Source organism: Arthrobacter sp. GW822-FHT05G07 (assembly GCF_058799755.1).
On the sequence record NZ_JBXALT010000008.1, the window covers coordinates 66,916 to 83,538 of the forward strand.

A 16,623-nucleotide genomic window follows, 5' to 3' on the forward strand; every position below is an offset into this window, starting at 1 on the left:
TCCCTCCCCCCCCCCCCCCCCCCCCCCCCCCCCACTACTGCCAGTTACTTGGGTGGCAGGGGGTGGGGGGACGAGATTGCGGTGAAAGTTTCCGCAACCTTATGTCCGCTTCCGGGACCCCTCAACAGAAATGAACAAAACTGCTCAGGCGTAGTTGAGCAGCTCTTCACGCTGAATTCGCGGGAAGGCTGCCAAACCGCAGGGATAGTTTCGGCGTCCTCGCAGCTTTCCCGCGCCCCCGCACCTCTCCCGCGATTTCGAAGGGCCAGGCCTAGGCGCCGGCAGCTGCCAGGCGCGCCTTCTTCTTCATCACGGAGTTCTTCCGGGTGGTGCGAAGCATGTCGATGGTCAGCAACACCAGTGCCAACCACACCACGCAGAAGCCGATCCAACGGGCAGTGGTCATGGTCTCGTTGAACACCGTCAAGGCCACGATGAACTGAAGGACCGGCGCGAAGTACTGCAGCAAGCCGATGGTGGTCATGGGAAGGCGGCGGGCTGAGGCGCCAAAGAACAGCAGTGGTACAGCAGTAATGACACCGGAGGCCACCAGCAGCCAGAAGTGTCCTGCGCCCAGGGTGGTGAGAGTCTGGACGCCTGTCACTCCGAGGACCACCATGGTGATGCCGGCGAAGGGAGCCAAGACCACGGTCTCGACGCTGAGGCTGGTGAGGGCGTCAACCTTGGGACCCACACGCTTTTTCACGAAGCCGTACAGTCCGAAGCTGAACGCAAGGATCAGGGCGATCCACGGGAGTTGACCGTAGGAGAACGTCAGCACACCTACAGCAACGAAGCCAATGCCCACAGCTGCCCACTGCAGGGGACGCAGCTTCTCCTTCAGGACGAAAACGCCGAGCAACACCGAAACCAACGGGTTGATGAAGTAACCCAGGGACGTCTCAACCGCATGGCCCGTGGTGACGCCGAAAGTGTACGTGAGCCAGTTGATGGCGATCAGGACCGCAGCCAAAGCGAGGGGACCGAACACCGAACGATCCTTCACCGCCGCCCACAATGTCTTCCAGGCCCGCGTGACCGTGATGAGCAGCGCACAGAAGAGCAAGGACCAGACGATGCGGTTGGCCACAATTTCCATGGCACTGGCGGGCATCAGGACGAAGAAGTACAGCGGAAGCAGGCCCCACAGACCGTAGGCGCCGATGCCGAACAGGATTCCCGCCGTCGACTCGCTCCTCACGGGCTTGCTGCCGGCCTTACCGGAACCGCCGGTACTTCCACCGCCGCCCCCGACTGTCGCCGTCGTTGGCTGGCTTGAAGCGGGAGAGTTAGCAGTGATCTGTTCCGGTGTCGACACATTGTCGCCAACGCCGCTTGAGCCCGCAATATTCCGCAATCTTTATCAATTTCTGTGACTCCTGCCATATAGGCAGCTGGGCGCAGGGTGGACATTTAGAATTGGAATCTGCGCGCCCCAACAATGGCGTGGCTCACTGCTTCGGAAGGGCTAACGGTGTCCAACTCAGCCGCAACAACCCCCAATCGTCCGCTTCGCGTTGCAATCGTTGGCGCGGGACCTGCAGGCGTCTACGCCGCGGACATCCTGACCAAATCCAACGAGGTCAAAGACGGACACGTGGAGGTAAGCATCGATCTCTTCGAGGCATATCCGGCGCCATACGGCCTGATCCGCTACGGCGTGGCGCCGGATCACCCACGGATCAAGGGCATCGTGAACGCGCTGCACAAGGTTTTGGACCGCGGCGATATCCGCTTCCTCGGCAACGTGACCTACGGCAAAGACCTCACGCTCCACGATTTCCGCGCTTTCTATGATGCCGTGATCTTCTCTACGGGTGCCATCAAAGACGCCGACCTGAGGATCCCCGGCGTCGAACTGGAGGGTTCCTTCGGGGGAGCCGACTTCGTTTCCTGGTACGACGGGCACCCGGACGTCCCCCGTGACTGGTCACTGGATGCCAAGGAAATCGCCGTGATCGGCAACGGCAACGTGGCCCTGGACGTCGCCCGGATGCTGGTCAAACACCCCGAGGAACTCTTGGTCACGGAGATTCCGGACAACGTTTTCGCGGGGCTGAAAAAGTCCCCGGTCACCGACGTCCACGTCTTCGGCCGCCGCGGCCCGGCCCAGGTGAAGTTCACCCCGTTGGAGTTGCGCGAGTTGTCCCACTGCAAGGACGTTGACATCGTCCTGTACCCGGAGGACTTCGAGTTCGACGACGCTTCGGATGAAGCCATCAAGACAAATAACCAGATCAAGACCATGGTCAACACCATGACCAACTGGCTGGTGGAGGAGCATGCGGAGTCGGAGCAGCCCTCGTCACGGCGCCTGCACCTGCACTTCCTGCACAGTCCCGTGGAGATCCTCGACTCGCCTGAGGCTCCCGGCAAGGTCTCAGGCATCAAGTTTGAGCGCATGCAGTTGGACGGAACGGGCAACGTGAAGGGCACCGGAGAGTTCATCGAATATCCGGTCCAATCCGTGTACCGCGCCATCGGCTACCACGGTTCCCCGCTGGAGGAACTGGAATACGATGCTCGCCGCGGTGTCATACCGAACGACGGCGGTCGCGTCCTGGATGCCGACGGCAAACCCGTGCCGGGAATCTACGCCACGGGCTGGATCAAGCGCGGACCCGTGGGGCTGATCGGCCACACCAAGGGCGATGCTTTGGAGACCATAGGCTTCCTCCTCGAAGACCGACTCAATCTGCCCCCGGCGGAGAACCCGGACCCGCAGGCGATCATCGACCTCCTCGAAGAACGCGGGGTGGAATACACCACGTGGGAGGGCTGGAACAGGCTCGATGCCCACGAGGCTGCCCTGGGTACTGCCTGGACCTCCAGCGACGGTAACGGCAATGGTGTGGTCCGCGAGCGCATCAAGGTTGTTCCGCGAGAGGAAATGATCCGGATCTCCCGCGGCTGACAATCTCCTCAACGCGAACTAGACTGCAGGGTACTGTGCCGCCCATCACATGCCGCCCACCACATGCGCAGGACGCCAGGGAGTTCGATGAGGAATCCAATCCATCCGCCGGTTCCAGGCAGCGATGCCGCGGAGCTGCTGCAGAAGCATGCCCTGGTTGGCCACGAACGGCTGGACTCCCTGCGTCTTGGGGCACCGGAGGACATGGTCGGATTACGCCGCTTGGTTCGTGAATCCTGGCAACGCTCGGCAAGCCTGCAGGCCAACCCAGATGTCGCCGAGGCGCCGCTTGCGATGGACCGGGATGAGCTGGAGGAGTACCGCAGGCAGCACCCTTTGGCCACCATCATGCCGGTTATTAAGAAACTCCTGGTTCAGCCCAGCCACGACAGTGGTCTGTTGGTGGCAGTGGGCGACGACGTCGGACGGCTCCTGTGGGTGGACGGCGATCCTGTGATGCAACGGCGCGCTGAAGGCATGATGTTCGTGGCCGGTGCTGACTGGTCCGAGGCTTCCGTGGGTACCAGCGCACCCGGTACCGCTTTGGCTCTTGACCGGAGCATCCAGATCTCCGGCGCCGAACACTTCAAACGGTCCGTCCACCCATGGAGTTGCACGGCGGTTCCCTTCCACGACCCCGATTCCGGTGCGGTGCTGGGCGTCGTGGACATCACCGGCACGGAAACAGCCGTTGCCCCGCACACCCTTTCCCTGGTGGAGGCAACCGTTGCGGCCGCGCAGGCACAGTTGCGGATCGAGCGTCTTCAGCTTGCCGCTGCGGTCAGGGACAAGCCTCGACGCCGGAGCGCGGCTGCCGCCTCCAGCCACGCGCTGTACCGGAACAGTCTCCAACTGTTGGGCCGAGACCAAGCCCTGCTCAGCATCGAGGGCCGGACGGTTTCCCTGTCTGCCAGGCACAGCGAGATCCTGGCGATCCTCAGCAGCCATCCCGCCGGGCTGAGTGCTGATGACCTGTGCGCCCAGCTGTATCCGGGCGACGGTTCTGCCGTCACCCTCCGCGCGGAGATGGTGCGGCTCCGCAAGGTCATCCACGAGCTCAGCCCGGACGCGGTTCCCGGGTCCCGTCCGTACCGCTTGCCGGTTGAGCTCTTGCCCGATTCCGGCCAGGTGCTTAGCTGCCTTCAGCGCGGCGCCCACCGTATCGCCTTGGAAATCTACAAAGGTGCGCTCTTGCCACGTTCGGAGGCGCCCGGCGTCGTGCAGTTGCGCGAGCGCGTCTCTCACCTGCTGCGCGAGGCGCTGCTTAGCGACGGCAGCGTTGATTCGCTCCTCAAGTACGCTGAGCTGCCCGAGGCGAAGTACGACGTCGACCTCCGCCTTGCGCTCCTGAAGCTGCTGCCGCCTCGCTCACCCAAGCGCGCCGCCGTCGTGGCAGACCTTGAGCGGATCGAAACGGAACTGAAAGCGTGAGCTGACTCACATGGTTGCAACGTAGCTGCAACCTCCCAGCTCCTAGGCTCGGATCAATGGCGACAGCCACCGTGATTCGCAGCAAAGGAGCTAGCAATGACTGTTTACGCACAGCCGGGTGCCGAGGGTTCGAAGGTCACGTTCAAGGACCGTTACGAGAATTGGATCGGCGGCGAATGGGTTGCCCCGGTCAAGGGTGCCTACTTCGAGAACATCACCCCCGTTACGGGCAAGGCTTTCTGCGAAGTTGCCCGCGGCACTTCCGAGGACATCGAGCTGGCCCTGGACGCCGCCCACAAGGTCGCACCATCATGGGGCAAGACGTCGGCCACGGAACGCGCAGCCATCCTGAACAAGATCGCCGACCGTATTGACGAGAATGTTGAGCTCCTCGCGGTCGCTGAAACGTGGGACAACGGCAAGCCCGTCCGCGAAACCCTCAACGCCGACATCCCGTTGGCCGCAGACCACTTCCGCTACTTCGCCTCCGCCGTTCGTGCGCAGGAAGGCCACCTCTCCCAGCTGGACGAGGACACCACGGCCTACCACTTCAAGGAGCCGCTGGGCGTTGTCGGCCAGATCATCCCGTGGAACTTCCCCATCCTCATGGCCGTGTGGAAGCTGGCTCCGGCGCTCGCGGCCGGCAATGCCGTGGTGCTCAAGCCCGCAGAGCAGACGCCCACGTCCATCTTGGTCCTCATGGAACTCATCGGCGATCTCCTGCCGGCAGGCGTGGTGAACGTCGTCAACGGCTTCGGTGTGGAGGCCGGCAAGCCGCTCGCGTCCAGCTCACGCATCCGCAAGATCGCGTTCACAGGTGAGACCACTACGGGCCGGCTGATCAGCCAGTACGCGTCCAACAACCTCATTCCCGTCACCCTTGAACTTGGCGGCAAGAGCCCCAACATCTTCTTCGACGACGTCGCCGCCCAGAACGATGCCTTCTACGACAAAGCCCAGGAAGGGTTCACGCTCTTTGCTTTCAACCAGGGCGAAGTCTGCACGTGCCCGTCCCGCGCCTTGGTCCAGGAAGGCATCTACGACTCCTTCATGACGGACGTCGTGGCCCGAACCAACAAGATCATCCAGGGAAACCCGTTGGACACTGATACCCAGGTTGGCGCCCAGGCTTCGAATGACCAGCTGGAGAAGATCCTGTCCTACATCGACATCGGAAAGCAGGAAGGCGCCAAGGTGCTCACCGGCGGTGCCCGGGCTGAGCTTTCCGGTGACCTGGCTGGCGGCTACTACGTACAGCCCACCATCTTCGAAGGCCATAACCGGATGCGGGTCTTCCAGGAGGAGATCTTCGGCCCGGTAGTGTCCGTGACCAAGTTCAGCGACTACAACGACGCCATCGGAATCGCCAACGACACCCTTTACGGGCTCGGTGCCGGGGTTTGGTCTCGCAATGGAAATGTCGCCTACCGCGCAGGCCGGGAAATCCAGGCCGGCCGTGTGTGGGTCAACAATTACCACGCCTACCCGGCCGGTGCCGCCTTTGGTGGCTACAAGTCCTCAGGTATTGGCCGTGAGAACCACGCCATGATGCTGGACCACTACCAGCAGACCAAGAACCTCCTGGTCAGCTACAACGAGAACAAGCTCGGTTTCTTCTAAACCCGTCCTGTTCATCGATCAAAGGAGATCGTCAATGTCCACAACCATGCAAGCTGCAGTAGTTACGGAATTCGGAACCGACCTTACGGTCAAGGAAGTGGAAAGGCCGACGCCGGGTCCCGGCCAGGCGCTGGTCCGCCTCATCACCTCCGGGGTATGTCATACCGACCTCCATGCCGCCGAAGGCGACTGGCCGGTCAAGCCCACGCCGCCTTTCATTCCCGGACACGAAGGTGTCGGTGAAGTGGTCGCCCTCGGTGAGGGCGTCACGGACGTTGCCGTGGGCGATCTTGTGGGAAACGCCTGGCTGTGGTCCGCCTGCGGAGACTGCCAGTACTGCCGTACTGGTTGGGAAACCCTGTGCGAGTCTCAGCAGAACGGTGGTTACAGCGTTGACGGCTCGTTCGGCGAGTACATGCTGGTTGACACGCGCTTTGCTGCCCGCATCCCGGAAGGCTCGGACCCGGTGGAAGTCGCGCCGGTTCTGTGTGCCGGGGTCACGGTCTACAAGGGACTGAAGATGACCGAGGCCAGGCCCGGTCAGTGGGTCACGATCTCCGGCATCGGGGGACTGGGGCACATCGCCGTGCAGTATGCCGTGGCAATGGGTCTGCGCGTGGCGGCAGTGGACATTGCCGACGACAAGCTGGCGTTGGCCAAGGAACACGGCGCGGAACTGACGGTCAACGCCTTGCATGAGGACCCGGCGGAGGTCATCCAACGTGAAACAGGCGGCTGCCACGGTGTCTTGGTGACCGCTGTCCACCCCTCGGCTTTCGGGCAGGCGATCGGCATGGCGCGCCGCGGCGGAACCATCGTGTTCAACGGTTTGCCCCCGGGAGACTTTCCCGCGCCGATTTTCGAGATCGTCCTCAAGGGCCTTACGGTCCGCGGCTCGATCGTGGGAACGCGGCAGGACCTCGAGGAAGCACTGGAGTTCTACGCCCAGGGAAAGATCAAGCCGACGGTCTCTACCCGTGAGCTCTCCGAAGTCAACGCGGTCCTTGACGAGATGAAGCACGCCAAGATCGACGGCCGAGTGGTCCTGAAGTTCTGATGAACAACATCAGCCTGGAAGCCGCGGTGACGCTGCCCGGGGAAGATTTTTCCCGTGTGGCGCTCACCGCGGTGTCCGTGGAACTTCTTCGAAAGCTCTGGGATCAGCACGGGCCGCTCATGTTCCACCAGTCCGGTGGTTGCTGCGATGGCTCCGCACCCATGTGCTACCCGGCGGGGGAGTTCCTGACCGGTGACTCCGATGTCCTCCTGGGCCGCTTCGATATCGGAGCCGGAGTACAGCCGCAGCCCTTGGAGTTCTGGATGTCCAAGGAGCAATTCAACTACTGGTCCCACACCCACCTCACCATTGATGTGGTTCCCGGCAGGGGCAGTGGCTTCTCGGTTGAGTCGCCGGAAGGGAAGCGTTTCCTGATCCGATCCACACTTATGGACTGGGACGTTCCGAGCAATTAGGTGGTTGGGCTGGTGTGATGGAGGCTACTCGCATTCGTCACACCAGTCACAGCCGTAACGGGGATCAGGGACTCGTCTCACTATCTGGGATAAATATGGCCGTCCATTGGCCGGACACTATTCTTGATGAGTCCTATACCACTCCCATCCAGAATGTGGCATTTTTATGAACATTTTCAGGACCAAGTCGATCGAGCAGTCGATCGCCGATGCCGACGAACCCGGTCGCAAGCTCAAACGTAGCCTGAGCACCTGGGACCTCATGATCATGGGCGTCGCCGTTGCTGTCGGTGCCGGGATCTTCTCCGTGGGTGCCAAGGCTGCTGCAAACTTTGCCGGCCCCGCCGTCACCATCTCCTTTGCCATCGCCGCTGTCACATGTGCGCTGGCCATCATGTGCTACGCCGAATTCGCCACGGCGATCCCCGTGGCAGGCTCCGCCTACGTGTTCACGTACGCCACCATGGGCGAGGTCCTGGCATGGATCATCGGCTGGAACCTCATCCTTGAACTTTTCACCGCCGCAGCCGTGATCGCCAAGTACTGGGGCATCTACCTCAGTACGGTCTTCGGCTTGATGGGTGTTGAAATGCCGCCGTCAGTCAGTGTGTTCGGCATTGACCTCTACTGGGGCGCTTTCCTGATCGTCGCGATCTTCACCGTGCTGCTGGTGCTGGGGACAAAGTTGTCTGCCCGCGTCGGTAACGTCTTCACGCTGATCAAGATCGGCGTGGTTCTGTTCGTGATTGTTGTTGGCTTCAGCTACGTGAAGTTCTCCAACTACACCCCCTTCATTCCTGCCTCTGAGCCCACCGACTCCGGTGCTGCCGACGTCATGAAGCAGTCCTTCTTCGGCTTCCTGACCGGGGCTGCCCCGGCCCAGTACGGCACCTTGGGTGTCTTCGCTGGTGCCGCCCTGGTGTTCTTCGCCTTCATTGGCTTCGATGTGGTGGCAACGTCCGCCGAAGAGGTCAAGAACCCGCAGAAGACCCTGCCCCGCGGCATCTTCGGTGGCCTGGCCTTGGTTACCTTGCTCTACATCCTGGTCTCCCTCGCGCTGACCGGCATGGTGTCCTACACTCAGCTGGCCGAGGTCAAGAACCCCACGCTGACCACAGCTTTTGAAGCCGTGGGCAACACTGACGCCGCGAAGGTCATTGCCTTCGGTTCTTTGGTTGGCTTGACCACCGTGATCATGGTGCTCCTCATGGGGCTGTCCCGCGTGGTCCTGGCCATGAGCCGTGATGGGCTGCTCCCACGTTCGCTCTCCAAGACCAGTGAGAAGCGTTCCACCCCGGCCCGGCTCCAGATCATCTGCGGTGCGGCAGTGGCCGTAGTTGCCGGCGTCACCAAGGTGGATCTTCTCGAGGAAATGATCAACATCGGAACGCTGTCCGCGTTCGTGATGGTGAGCCTTGGCATCTTGGTTCTCCGCAAGAAGCGCCCGGACCTCAAGCCTGCTTTCCGTGTCCCGTTCGGCAAGGTCCTGCCGTGGGTCTCCGCAGTCCTCTGCTTCTACCTCATGACCAACCTGGCTGTGGAAACTTGGATCTTCTTCGCGATCTGGCTTGTCATCGGCATGGTCATCTACTTCTCCTACGGCCAGCGCCACTCACGGCTAAACGAGAAGTTCGCCGCTGCGAGGGCCTCCGTCAATGGCGGCACCACGAGCACGCAGCCCAGGGGCGACGAGGACGAAGACACGTTCACCAAGGTGTAGACAATGTGAGCAGCTTGTCAGACAGCTGCACAATATTGCTGTATCGGCGCCCGGGAACCATCGGTTTCCGGGCGCTTTTGCGTGTTCGCACCAGCACCAGCACCAGCACCAGCACCAGCACCACCGCCTGCGCCGGCATGAGCCCGGCTAAGGCGCCGCATGGTCACTGACCCACCCAACCAGTGGCCTTAGCACCTCCCACCTGGCAGCGATCCGGTCCTTGGCTGCAGGCGTGGACAACCAGTCAGGCTGGCCCACCTCAACGCCGGCGGACAAGGATTTGTGCTTGAGCAGCTCAGCGCGCGGATGGTCTTGGTCGAAACCACGCGGAACGGTCTTGAGCTTCTCGCCCTCAATAGCGAACCCTTCGGCAGCGACAGCTTCAACAATCTTCTGCAACTCCAATCCACTGTCAGGAGCATCCACTGCGGCCCGGAAACGTGCCAGCTGGGCGGGGGTGTGGGAGTGGTATCCGCCACCAATCAGAAGGCCGTCGGCACTGATTTGGAGGTAGTAGCCAACACCCTCCTGGCTGGCGGCGAAGGCGCCTTGCGCTGTTTTGTAGGGTGACTTGTCCTGGGAGAAACGGATGTCCCTGTTGGGCCGGAAGATCTTCGCCGGCCCGAACTGCGGTTCCAGCTCCGAAAGGAGAGCTGCAAGCGGTTCCTTTACCTCGGCGTCGTACGTTGTTTTGTGCTCCAGCCACCACTCCCGGTTGTTGTTGTCTTCAAGCTCTGCGTAGAAACGGAATGCGGCAGTAGGAATGCCCTCGAATGTGCTCATAGAAGGATCCTAGGGACGGCGATACAGGCTCAGCCATAGCCGAGGAGGGCTATGTGGAAAACAAAAGGAACACCCCGCCGCGGAGAAGCCGCAACGGGGTGTTCCTGGAAATGCAGTGAATCAATGACGCTTAGAGCTTGTTGGCTGCTTCGGCGTCGGACTCGGTCTGGCCTGCACCGAGGTTGGCGCGGAGCTTGGCGCCGAGCTCGGAGTCAACGTTGGTCCAGTACTGGATGGCGCGTTCCTTGATGTCGGCGTTCTTCACGCCGCCAACGGCACCGGTGATGGTGTCCAGGAGGCGGGCCTTGGCGGCGTCATCGTAAACCTCGCGGTACAGGGTACCGGCCTGGCCGAAGTCGTCGTCCTGAGCGTGCAGGGTGTGGGCGGAGAGGGTGAGCTCGCCGTCGTTTTCCCAGCCACCGGCCGGTGAGGTGGGCTCAACAGCAGCCGGGCCACCTACCGAGTTCGGTGCGTAGACCGGGGTGGAGGGGGAGTTGAACAGGTAACGACCCTGGCCGTCCTGGCTGTAGTTGTTGACCTGGTTCTTAGGCTGGTTCACCGGGATCTGTGCGTGGTTGGTGCCCACGCGGTAGCGGTGTGCATCTGCGTAGGAGAAGATGCGGGCCTGCAGCATCTTGTCCGGGGAAGCGGCGATGCCCGGTACGAAGTTCGACGGCGCGAAGGTGGCCTGCTCGATCTGCGCGAAGTAGTTCTCCGGGTTCTTGTTCAGCTCCATGGTGCCCACGTGGATCAGCGGGTAGTCCCCGTGCGGCCAGACCTTGGTGAGGTCGAACGGGTTGAAGCGGTACGTCTTGGCGTCCTCGTAGGGCATGACCTGGACGTGCAGTTCCCAGGAGGGGAAGTTGCCATCGGCAATGTTCTCCTGGAGGTCGCGGATGTAGAAGTCCGCGTCCGAGCCGGCAAGCTGCTCAGCCTGGTCACCGGTGATGGTCTTGACGCCCTGGTTGGACTTGAAGTGGTACTTGACCCAGAAGCGCTCACCGGCGGCGTTGATCCACTGGTAGGTGTGCGAGCCGTAGCCCTGCATTTCACGCCAGGAGGCCGGGAGGCCGCGATCGCCCATTAGCCAGGTGACTTGGTGAGCGGATTCGGGGGAGAGGGTCCAGAAGTCCCACTGCATGTCAGCGTCACGCAGGTGGCTGCCCGGGAGGCGCTTCTGGGAGTGGATGAAGTCCGGGAACTTGATGCCGTCACGGATGAAGAAGACGGGCGTGTTGTTGCCAACGAGGTCGTAGTTGCCCTCGGAGGTGTAGAACTTCACGGCGAAACCGCGGGGGTCGCGCCAGGTGTCGGGAGAACCGTTCTCGCCTGCGACGGAAGAGAAACGGATCAGCATGTCCGTCTCAACGCCCGGCTGCAGGAAGGCTGCCTTGGTGTAAGCCGAAACGTCCGAGGTGGTCTTGAACGTACCGAATGCGCCGCCGCCCTTGGCGTGCACTACACGCTCCGGAACCCGCTCGCGGTTGAACTGCGCAAGCTTTTCCACCAGGTAGTGGTCGGTGAGGATGATGGCACCGTCAGCGCCGACGGACTTCGAGTGCGCGTCGGAGGTAACGGGGGCACCTGACTGAGTTGTTGAAATGGCAGTCATTGTTCTCCTTTTTTCTTATTTCTGAGTTACGGAAGTTACGGGAAGCTGTTGTTTGGACTGGCAGTCCTGGCAGATGCCTTGGTAAAGGACGTCCGCGATCTGGATGGTCATGGGCTTGGAATTCTCATCCCAGTGCGGCGTGAGGCACGGTGCGTGTCCCACGGCGCAATCCACGTCCTCCACCTTGCCGCAGCTGATACAGACGGCGTGATGGTGGTTGTCACCCACCCGGGTTTCGTACAGCGCCGGGGAGTGCGGGGGTTCGAATCGGCGCAACATCTGCAGGTCCGTGAGGTCGCTGAGCACTACATAAACGGACTGCGCCGTCAGTTCAGGAAGCTCTTTGCGGGCAGCGGCAAGAATGCCTTCTGCCGGAGAGTGCGGATGGTGCTGGACTGCGGCGAGCACTGCCAGCCGCTGTTTGGTCACACGCCGGCCATGGGCATGCAGGGCAGCTGCCCATTCTGCTTGCTCGGTGCTGTGATCTGTCATGCATTCATTGAAACACTTATTTTGAGGAGTTCACAATAAGGCAAGGCTAACTTCTGGTGAACGGAGCAGATCCTCCATGGGATTTACGTCCTCGGCGGCAGAACGGCCCAGGGCATGGACCCGCAGCGGGGTGCCTGTTGTCTCCGATTCAAGGGCCACGCAACTGAATCCACTGAGACCGCCAGTCATGGGGAGCCCTGCCAGAACCGACCCCATCGCCAGCAGCTCCGCCGGCAGGATGTCACGAACGGACGCCACAGACCGGACAGGTTCGATCACCGTATGACGCGGTCCCGTTTCCACTGCCCGCACCAACGGACCAACGTCAGAAGAGGGCTCGACGGCGGTGCGCGCCCCGGGTAGGGAACTCACGGCGGCCTCGGGCCGGCGCCGTTGCAGCGCCTCACGGATCGCTGCATCGGTAGCTTCCAGATCGTGGTCCGGCTCCCCAATACGGCGGTGGGCAGGCAGCGCCAACTGGAGTCCCGGCGTCGTGGTTTCTCCGTCCCAGCGCCCGAAGAAGTGGAACGTAGGTGTTGAGGACTCGGCCACTGGCTCGCCAATGGCGGAGCCCAGTGGGTGCCAGCGGTGGGCAAACATCACGGCGCAGCGGGTTGAACCCAGGACGTCGTGGAGCGCGGCGCGCACAAGGTTGTGGCAGAAAAGCCAGTCGGACGCCGAAGCTTGTGCGAATTCCGTGGACGGGTCGGACAGCCTGATCAGGATGTGCCCGGCCGTGAGGGGATGACGTGGCCGTGCGATTTCCCAAAACCCCGAACGGTACAGCAAGCGACGCTCCAAGCCCATGTCAACTCCTTCCCCGGGGTGAGCCTACCAAGCCGTAGTCGCACGTAGGGAGGTTGCGGGAGGTTGCTGCAATGCTCGTTAAGGTAGGACGGTGGCGAAACTACTGGCTGACATCACCCCCTTGAAGGAGAGTCCCGCATTCAGGCGACTCTGGTTGGGGGCATCAGTAGCCGCCATCGGCACGCAGTTGACGCTGGTGGCTGTCAGCCTGGAGGTCTATCGGCTCACGCAGGAGAGCTTCTATGTGGGCCTCTTGGGAATCTTCGCGCTGGTTCCCTTGGTGTTCGCCGGGCTCTACGGTGGTTCCATTTCGGATGCCTACGATCGCCGCAAGGTTGCCCTCATCGCCTCGCTTGTCCTCTGGGCGACCACGGCCGGGCTGGCTTTGCAGGCATGGCTGGAGATCGGCAACATCTGGCTCCTCTACGCATTGGTGGCCATCCAAAGTGGAGCCCAAGGCATCAACGGTCCCGCCCGCAGTGCCATCATCCCGCTCCTGGTCCGCAAGGATCTGCTTCCCGCGGCCAACGCCCTGAGCATGCTGACGTTTGGCCTGTCCATGACGGCCGGGCCACTCCTGGCCGGCGTGCTCGTAGCCACCATCGGCTTCGGGTGGACCTACACCATTGACGTCATCAGCTTCACATTCGCACTGTGGGGCCTCTTCAAACTTCCACCCCTCCCACCGTCCAAAGACGCCGTGCGGCCAGGGCTGCGCTCCGTGGTGGAGGGCTTCCGGTTCCTCGGCACCCGGCCCAACGTGCGCATGACCTTCATCATCGACCTCATTGCCATGATCTGTGCCCAGCCCCGCGCACTGATGCCGGCCATTGGGGCGGTGATGATCGGCGGAGGCGAAACCACCGTAGGTGTGCTGCTCGCGTCCACAGCCGTGGGCGCTTTCCTGGCCGGCCTCTTTTCCGGGCCCTTGGGCCGGGTTCGCAAGCAGGGCAGCGCCGTGGTGTGGTCGGTGATCGGCTGGGGCGCATCGATTGCCGGCTTTGGTCTGGTGGTGCTGCTGGCCGGGGATGCCGGCCGCGACGGTGTGACGCTCTGGCTGATCCCTGCCGCGCTGTGCTGCGCCCTTGCCGGTATCTCCGACTCCGTCAGTGCCGTCTTCCGCACCACCATTCTCCAGGCAGCTACGCCGGACCACATGAGGGGGCGGCTTCAGGGCGTGTTCATTGTGGTGGTGGCCGGAGGGCCCCGGGTAGGGGACATGTTGGCCGGGGGCGTCACCCAGTTCCTGAGCGAAGGCGGCGTGCTGCTGCTGGGCGGCCTGTTGTGCATTGTGATGGCGTGGCTTGCCTCCCGCCTGCAGCCCGGATTCGTCGCGTACGATGCCAAGCACCCGGTGCCATGACTCTGCCGGCCCCCGCCAACGTAGGCTGACAACGGAACAGTATGGTCGGCGTCGGCGTTAATCCGTACAGAACCCCTGCAAAAGCCGAGGAAAGCGACAAGAACAACCGTGCATAAACACAACAATGGACTCAAGACCGCGGCGCTCTTCGGTGTGCTGTGGGCGGTGTTGTTGGGTTTGGGCGCCATCATCGCGGCCGGAACGCGCAGCACCACGCCCATCTGGATCATGGCCTTGATCGGTGTGGCCACCACGGCGTATGGCTACTGGAACAGCGACAAGATCGCCATCCGTTCAATGGCCGCGTACCCGGTCACCGAGGCGCAGGCACCGCAGCTGTACCAGATCGTTCGAGAACTGTCCGTGCGTGCCAACAAGCCCATGCCGCGGATCTACCTCTCACCCACCATGACACCCAACGCTTTCGCCACCGGACGCAACCCCAAGAATGCTGCCGTGTGCTGCACCGAGGGCATCCTCCACCTGCTCGACGCCCGCGAACTCAGGGGCGTCCTGGGGCATGAGCTGATGCACGTGTACAACCGCGACATCCTGACGTCGTCCGTTGCAGCTGCCGTGGCCGGTGTCATCACCTCCGTGGGGCAGATGCTGCTGATCTTCGGCAGCGGCGACCGGCGCAACGCCAACCCGCTGGCCACCATCGCGATGGCCTTGCTCGCGCCCTTCGCGGCGTCACTGATTCAGATGGCCATCTCCCGCACCCGTGAATTCGACGCCGATGAAGACGGCGCGGAGCTGACCGGCGATCCGTTGGCGCTCGCCTCAGCCCTGCGCAAGATCGAATCCGGCGTCAGCCAGCTGCCGCTCCCGCCGGACCAGCGGCTGGTCAATGCCTCGCACCTGATGATCGCCAACCCGTTCCGCGGCGGCGGCATACGGCGCATGTTCTCCACGCATCCGCCCATGAAAGAACGAATCAGCCGATTGGAACGGATGGCCGGGCGCCCGCTGTTGTAACTGGCTTAAACGTCCCTGGCCCGCTTTTCCGTGGTTGAACAACCACGGAAAAGCGGGCCAGCGACGCTTAAGCGTGGACTAGCTGCGGAAGTTAACGAACTGCAGATCGGCCTCTTCGAACTTCTTGAGGATGTTCATGGTCTCCTGCAGGTCATCGCGGGACTTGGACGTGACGCGGAGTTCGTCGCCCTGGATCTGGGACTTGACGGACTTTGGGGCTTCATCGCGGATGATCTTGTTGATCTTCTTGGCGATGTCCTGGGCGATGCCCTCCTTGATGGAGCACTCCAAGCGGAATTCTTTGCCGGAGGGGAAAGGCTCTCCCTGGTCCAGCGACTTCAGCGAGATGCCGCGCTTGATGAGCTTGGACTGGAAGACATCCAAGACAGCCAGGACGCGGTCCTCGGAGTTGGCCTTCATGAGGATCTTTTCGCCGCTGAAGTCGATCTCTGCGCCGACGCCCTTGAAGTCGTATCGCTGCGCGATTTCCTTCTGGGACTGGTTCAGCGCGTTGGCGACCTCTTGCTTGTCTACCTTGCTGACGACGTCGAATGTGGATTCGCCTGCCATGACTCTCCTTAGGTTGGGGGCCCTGTGAGGGCGGGGTGGTCTGGCATCCAGCCTAGTACGGAAGGCGCCACTTGGGACTGTGGAGGACTTTCACAGTTCGCTCACAGCACACGCAGGGTTGGAACTGAGGCAGCAGGTTGAGAGTTGTACCAGTTGGAAGAACGCTTCGTCGGAGGATCAGCATGAGCAGCAAGGCCGTCCAGTCCATCAGTAAATCCGCGTCTGCAGCAGCCGGCTCCATTGGCACGGCAGCAGTTGCCGCAGCGAGTGCCGTGGCGGCCGCGGCGGTGGCGGCGTCGATCGTCCTCAGCCCTGTTCCCGATGCCACCTCGCGAATGGACGGTGTGCACGCAGATTTGCTGCGGGCCGTGCAACTCAACCAGATCACTGCCGAGCAGGCCGAAAAGTTCGAAGCGAAACTTGCCGGCAGGATCCTCGGGGAAGCCTGAAATACCGCGACATCCCGGGCATCCCGCCCCGATTAGATTCTTCGCAGAAACTTCTGTAAGGTTATCTCTGCCTTCGGTTACCGGATCTAAAAGAAACGGTCTCCGGAAGTGATCTTCTTTTGAAGTTCGGCAGATTACCCGAGCGGCCAAAGGGGGCTGACTGTAAATCAGCTGGCAACGCCTACGGGGGTTCGAATCCCTCATCTGCCACCCAAGGAAAATCCCCGGAACCACTGGTTCCGGGGATTTTTTTGTCCCTAGGGACGCGCGTGGCGGCGACGGGAGCTTCATGTCCGCGGGAGTGGTGGCTGTCACCCACTTTGATCCTGCAAGCCGGGTGACACGCCGGAAGCCACGGCGTGTCACGCCACGTGAGTCCTCGAAGTTGGTGGTGAGCGTACGGCCAAACCA

At 62.1% G+C, this 16,623-nt stretch carries 15 protein-coding genes and 1 tRNA gene; 10 read left to right on the forward strand and 6 right to left on the reverse strand.

Features of this window, described 5'->3' with window-relative positions:
* Positions 1 to 271: 271 nt before the first annotated feature.
* Positions 272 to 1,357, reverse strand: a complete 1,086-nt coding sequence (gene rarD / locus AC1RJY_RS14760; protein WP_498602620.1) for an EamA family transporter RarD — start codon at positions 1,355 to 1,357, stop codon at positions 272 to 274.
* Positions 1,358 to 1,474: 117 nt separating this feature from the next.
* Here rarD and AC1RJY_RS14765 point away from each other — a divergent pair, with 117 nt between their 5' ends.
* The 6 genes from AC1RJY_RS14765 to AC1RJY_RS14790 all read left to right on the forward strand — a co-directional run bounded on the left by AC1RJY_RS14765 (position 1,475) and on the right by AC1RJY_RS14790 (position 9,158).
* On the forward strand, positions 1,475 to 2,914 hold the full coding sequence (locus AC1RJY_RS14765; RefSeq protein WP_498602621.1) for an FAD-dependent oxidoreductase: 1,440 nt from the start codon (positions 1,475 to 1,477) through the stop codon (positions 2,912 to 2,914).
* A gap of 87 nt (positions 2,915 to 3,001) precedes the next feature.
* Entirely contained in the window at positions 3,002 to 4,345 is a 1,344-nt protein-coding gene (locus AC1RJY_RS14770; RefSeq protein ID WP_043806245.1) for a helix-turn-helix domain-containing protein, read from the forward strand.
* A gap of 96 nt (positions 4,346 to 4,441) precedes the next feature.
* On the forward strand, positions 4,442 to 5,965 hold the full coding sequence (exaC, locus tag AC1RJY_RS14775) for an acetaldehyde dehydrogenase ExaC (protein WP_498602622.1): 1,524 nt from the start codon (positions 4,442 to 4,444) through the stop codon (positions 5,963 to 5,965).
* Between the two features lie 34 nt (positions 5,966 to 5,999).
* Entirely contained in the window at positions 6,000 to 7,022 is a 1,023-nt protein-coding gene (gene adhP / locus AC1RJY_RS14780) for an alcohol dehydrogenase AdhP (protein WP_210063500.1), read from the forward strand.
* Positions 7,022 to 7,438, forward strand: a complete 417-nt coding sequence (locus AC1RJY_RS14785; protein ID WP_011775698.1) for a DUF779 domain-containing protein — start codon at positions 7,022 to 7,024, stop codon at positions 7,436 to 7,438. Before adhP ends, AC1RJY_RS14785 begins: the two co-directional genes overlap by 1 nt.
* Positions 7,439 to 7,604: 166 nt before the next feature.
* Complete coding sequence (locus AC1RJY_RS14790) at positions 7,605 to 9,158, forward strand: APC family permease (RefSeq protein WP_011775697.1); 1,554 nt, start codon at positions 7,605 to 7,607, stop codon at positions 9,156 to 9,158.
* Positions 9,159 to 9,305: 147 nt separating this feature from the next.
* Here AC1RJY_RS14790 and AC1RJY_RS14795 read toward each other — a convergent pair whose 3' ends face one another.
* From AC1RJY_RS14795 to AC1RJY_RS14810, 4 genes are all read right to left on the reverse strand, one after another.
* Entirely contained in the window at positions 9,306 to 9,941 is a 636-nt protein-coding gene (locus AC1RJY_RS14795) for a DUF2461 domain-containing protein (RefSeq protein WP_014922455.1), read from the reverse strand.
* 130 nt (positions 9,942 to 10,071) lie between these two features.
* Positions 10,072 to 11,553 (reverse strand): catalase, encoded by a 1,482-nt coding sequence (locus AC1RJY_RS14800; protein ID WP_011775695.1) that lies wholly within the window; start codon positions 11,551 to 11,553, stop codon positions 10,072 to 10,074.
* 15 nt (positions 11,554 to 11,568) lie between these two features.
* A complete protein-coding gene (locus AC1RJY_RS14805) occupies positions 11,569 to 12,045 on the reverse strand; it encodes a Fur family transcriptional regulator (RefSeq protein ID WP_498602623.1) in 477 nt (158 codons plus the stop codon).
* Between the two features lie 30 nt (positions 12,046 to 12,075).
* Positions 12,076 to 12,852 (reverse strand): hypothetical protein, encoded by a 777-nt coding sequence (locus tag AC1RJY_RS14810; protein WP_498602624.1) that lies wholly within the window; start codon positions 12,850 to 12,852, stop codon positions 12,076 to 12,078.
* Positions 12,853 to 12,943: 91 nt separating this feature from the next.
* Between AC1RJY_RS14810 and AC1RJY_RS14815 the strand changes: the two genes are divergently transcribed.
* Both AC1RJY_RS14815 and htpX read left to right on the forward strand, forming a co-directional pair.
* Entirely contained in the window at positions 12,944 to 14,215 is a 1,272-nt protein-coding gene (locus AC1RJY_RS14815; RefSeq protein WP_014922453.1) for an MFS transporter, read from the forward strand.
* A 108-nt stretch (positions 14,216 to 14,323) separates the two neighbouring features.
* The gene (gene htpX, locus AC1RJY_RS14820) at positions 14,324 to 15,193 is read left to right on the forward strand and encodes a zinc metalloprotease HtpX (RefSeq protein WP_014922452.1); all 870 of its coding nucleotides are present in this window, start codon (positions 14,324 to 14,326) and stop codon (positions 15,191 to 15,193) included.
* 78 nt (positions 15,194 to 15,271) lie between these two features.
* Here htpX and AC1RJY_RS14825 read toward each other — a convergent pair whose 3' ends face one another.
* A complete protein-coding gene (locus AC1RJY_RS14825; RefSeq protein ID WP_011775690.1) occupies positions 15,272 to 15,763 on the reverse strand; it encodes a YajQ family cyclic di-GMP-binding protein in 492 nt (163 codons plus the stop codon).
* 182 nt (positions 15,764 to 15,945) lie between these two features.
* On the opposite strand from AC1RJY_RS14825, the gene AC1RJY_RS14830 reads away from it, so the two are divergent.
* Both AC1RJY_RS14830 and AC1RJY_RS14835 read left to right on the forward strand, forming a co-directional pair.
* Positions 15,946 to 16,212: a hypothetical protein gene (locus AC1RJY_RS14830; protein WP_144648679.1), complete on the forward strand. Its 267-nt coding sequence runs from the start codon at positions 15,946 to 15,948 to the stop codon at positions 16,210 to 16,212.
* A 128-nt stretch (positions 16,213 to 16,340) separates the two neighbouring features.
* Positions 16,341 to 16,422, forward strand: a tRNA-Tyr gene (locus AC1RJY_RS14835).
* Positions 16,423 to 16,623 lie beyond the last annotated feature (201 nt).

Bases quoted from the DNA above. Each gene is read 5' to 3' on its own strand.
- AC1RJY_RS14785 (WP_011775698.1), top strand. From the start codon at position 7,022: ATGAACAACATCAGCCTGGAAGCCGCGGTGACGCTGCCCGGGGAAGAT.
- adhP (WP_210063500.1), top strand. From the start codon at position 6,000: ATGTCCACAACCATGCAAGCTGCAGTAGTTACGGAATTCGGAACCGAC.
- AC1RJY_RS14825 (WP_011775690.1), bottom strand. From the start codon at position 15,763: ATGGCAGGCGAATCCACATTCGACGTCGTCAGCAAGGTAGACAAGCAA.
- AC1RJY_RS14830 (WP_144648679.1), top strand. From the start codon at position 15,946: ATGAGCAGCAAGGCCGTCCAGTCCATCAGTAAATCCGCGTCTGCAGCA.
- AC1RJY_RS14795 (WP_014922455.1), bottom strand. From the start codon at position 9,941: ATGAGCACATTCGAGGGCATTCCTACTGCCGCATTCCGTTTCTACGCA.
- AC1RJY_RS14810 (WP_498602624.1), bottom strand. From the start codon at position 12,852: ATGGGCTTGGAGCGTCGCTTGCTGTACCGTTCGGGGTTTTGGGAAATC.
- exaC (WP_498602622.1), top strand. From the start codon at position 4,442: ATGACTGTTTACGCACAGCCGGGTGCCGAGGGTTCGAAGGTCACGTTC.
- AC1RJY_RS14790 (WP_011775697.1), top strand. From the start codon at position 7,605: ATGAACATTTTCAGGACCAAGTCGATCGAGCAGTCGATCGCCGATGCC.
- AC1RJY_RS14805 (WP_498602623.1), bottom strand. From the start codon at position 12,045: ATGACAGATCACAGCACCGAGCAAGCAGAATGGGCAGCTGCCCTGCAT.
- AC1RJY_RS14770 (WP_043806245.1), top strand. From the start codon at position 3,002: ATGAGGAATCCAATCCATCCGCCGGTTCCAGGCAGCGATGCCGCGGAG.
- AC1RJY_RS14800 (WP_011775695.1), bottom strand. From the start codon at position 11,553: ATGACTGCCATTTCAACAACTCAGTCAGGTGCCCCCGTTACCTCCGAC.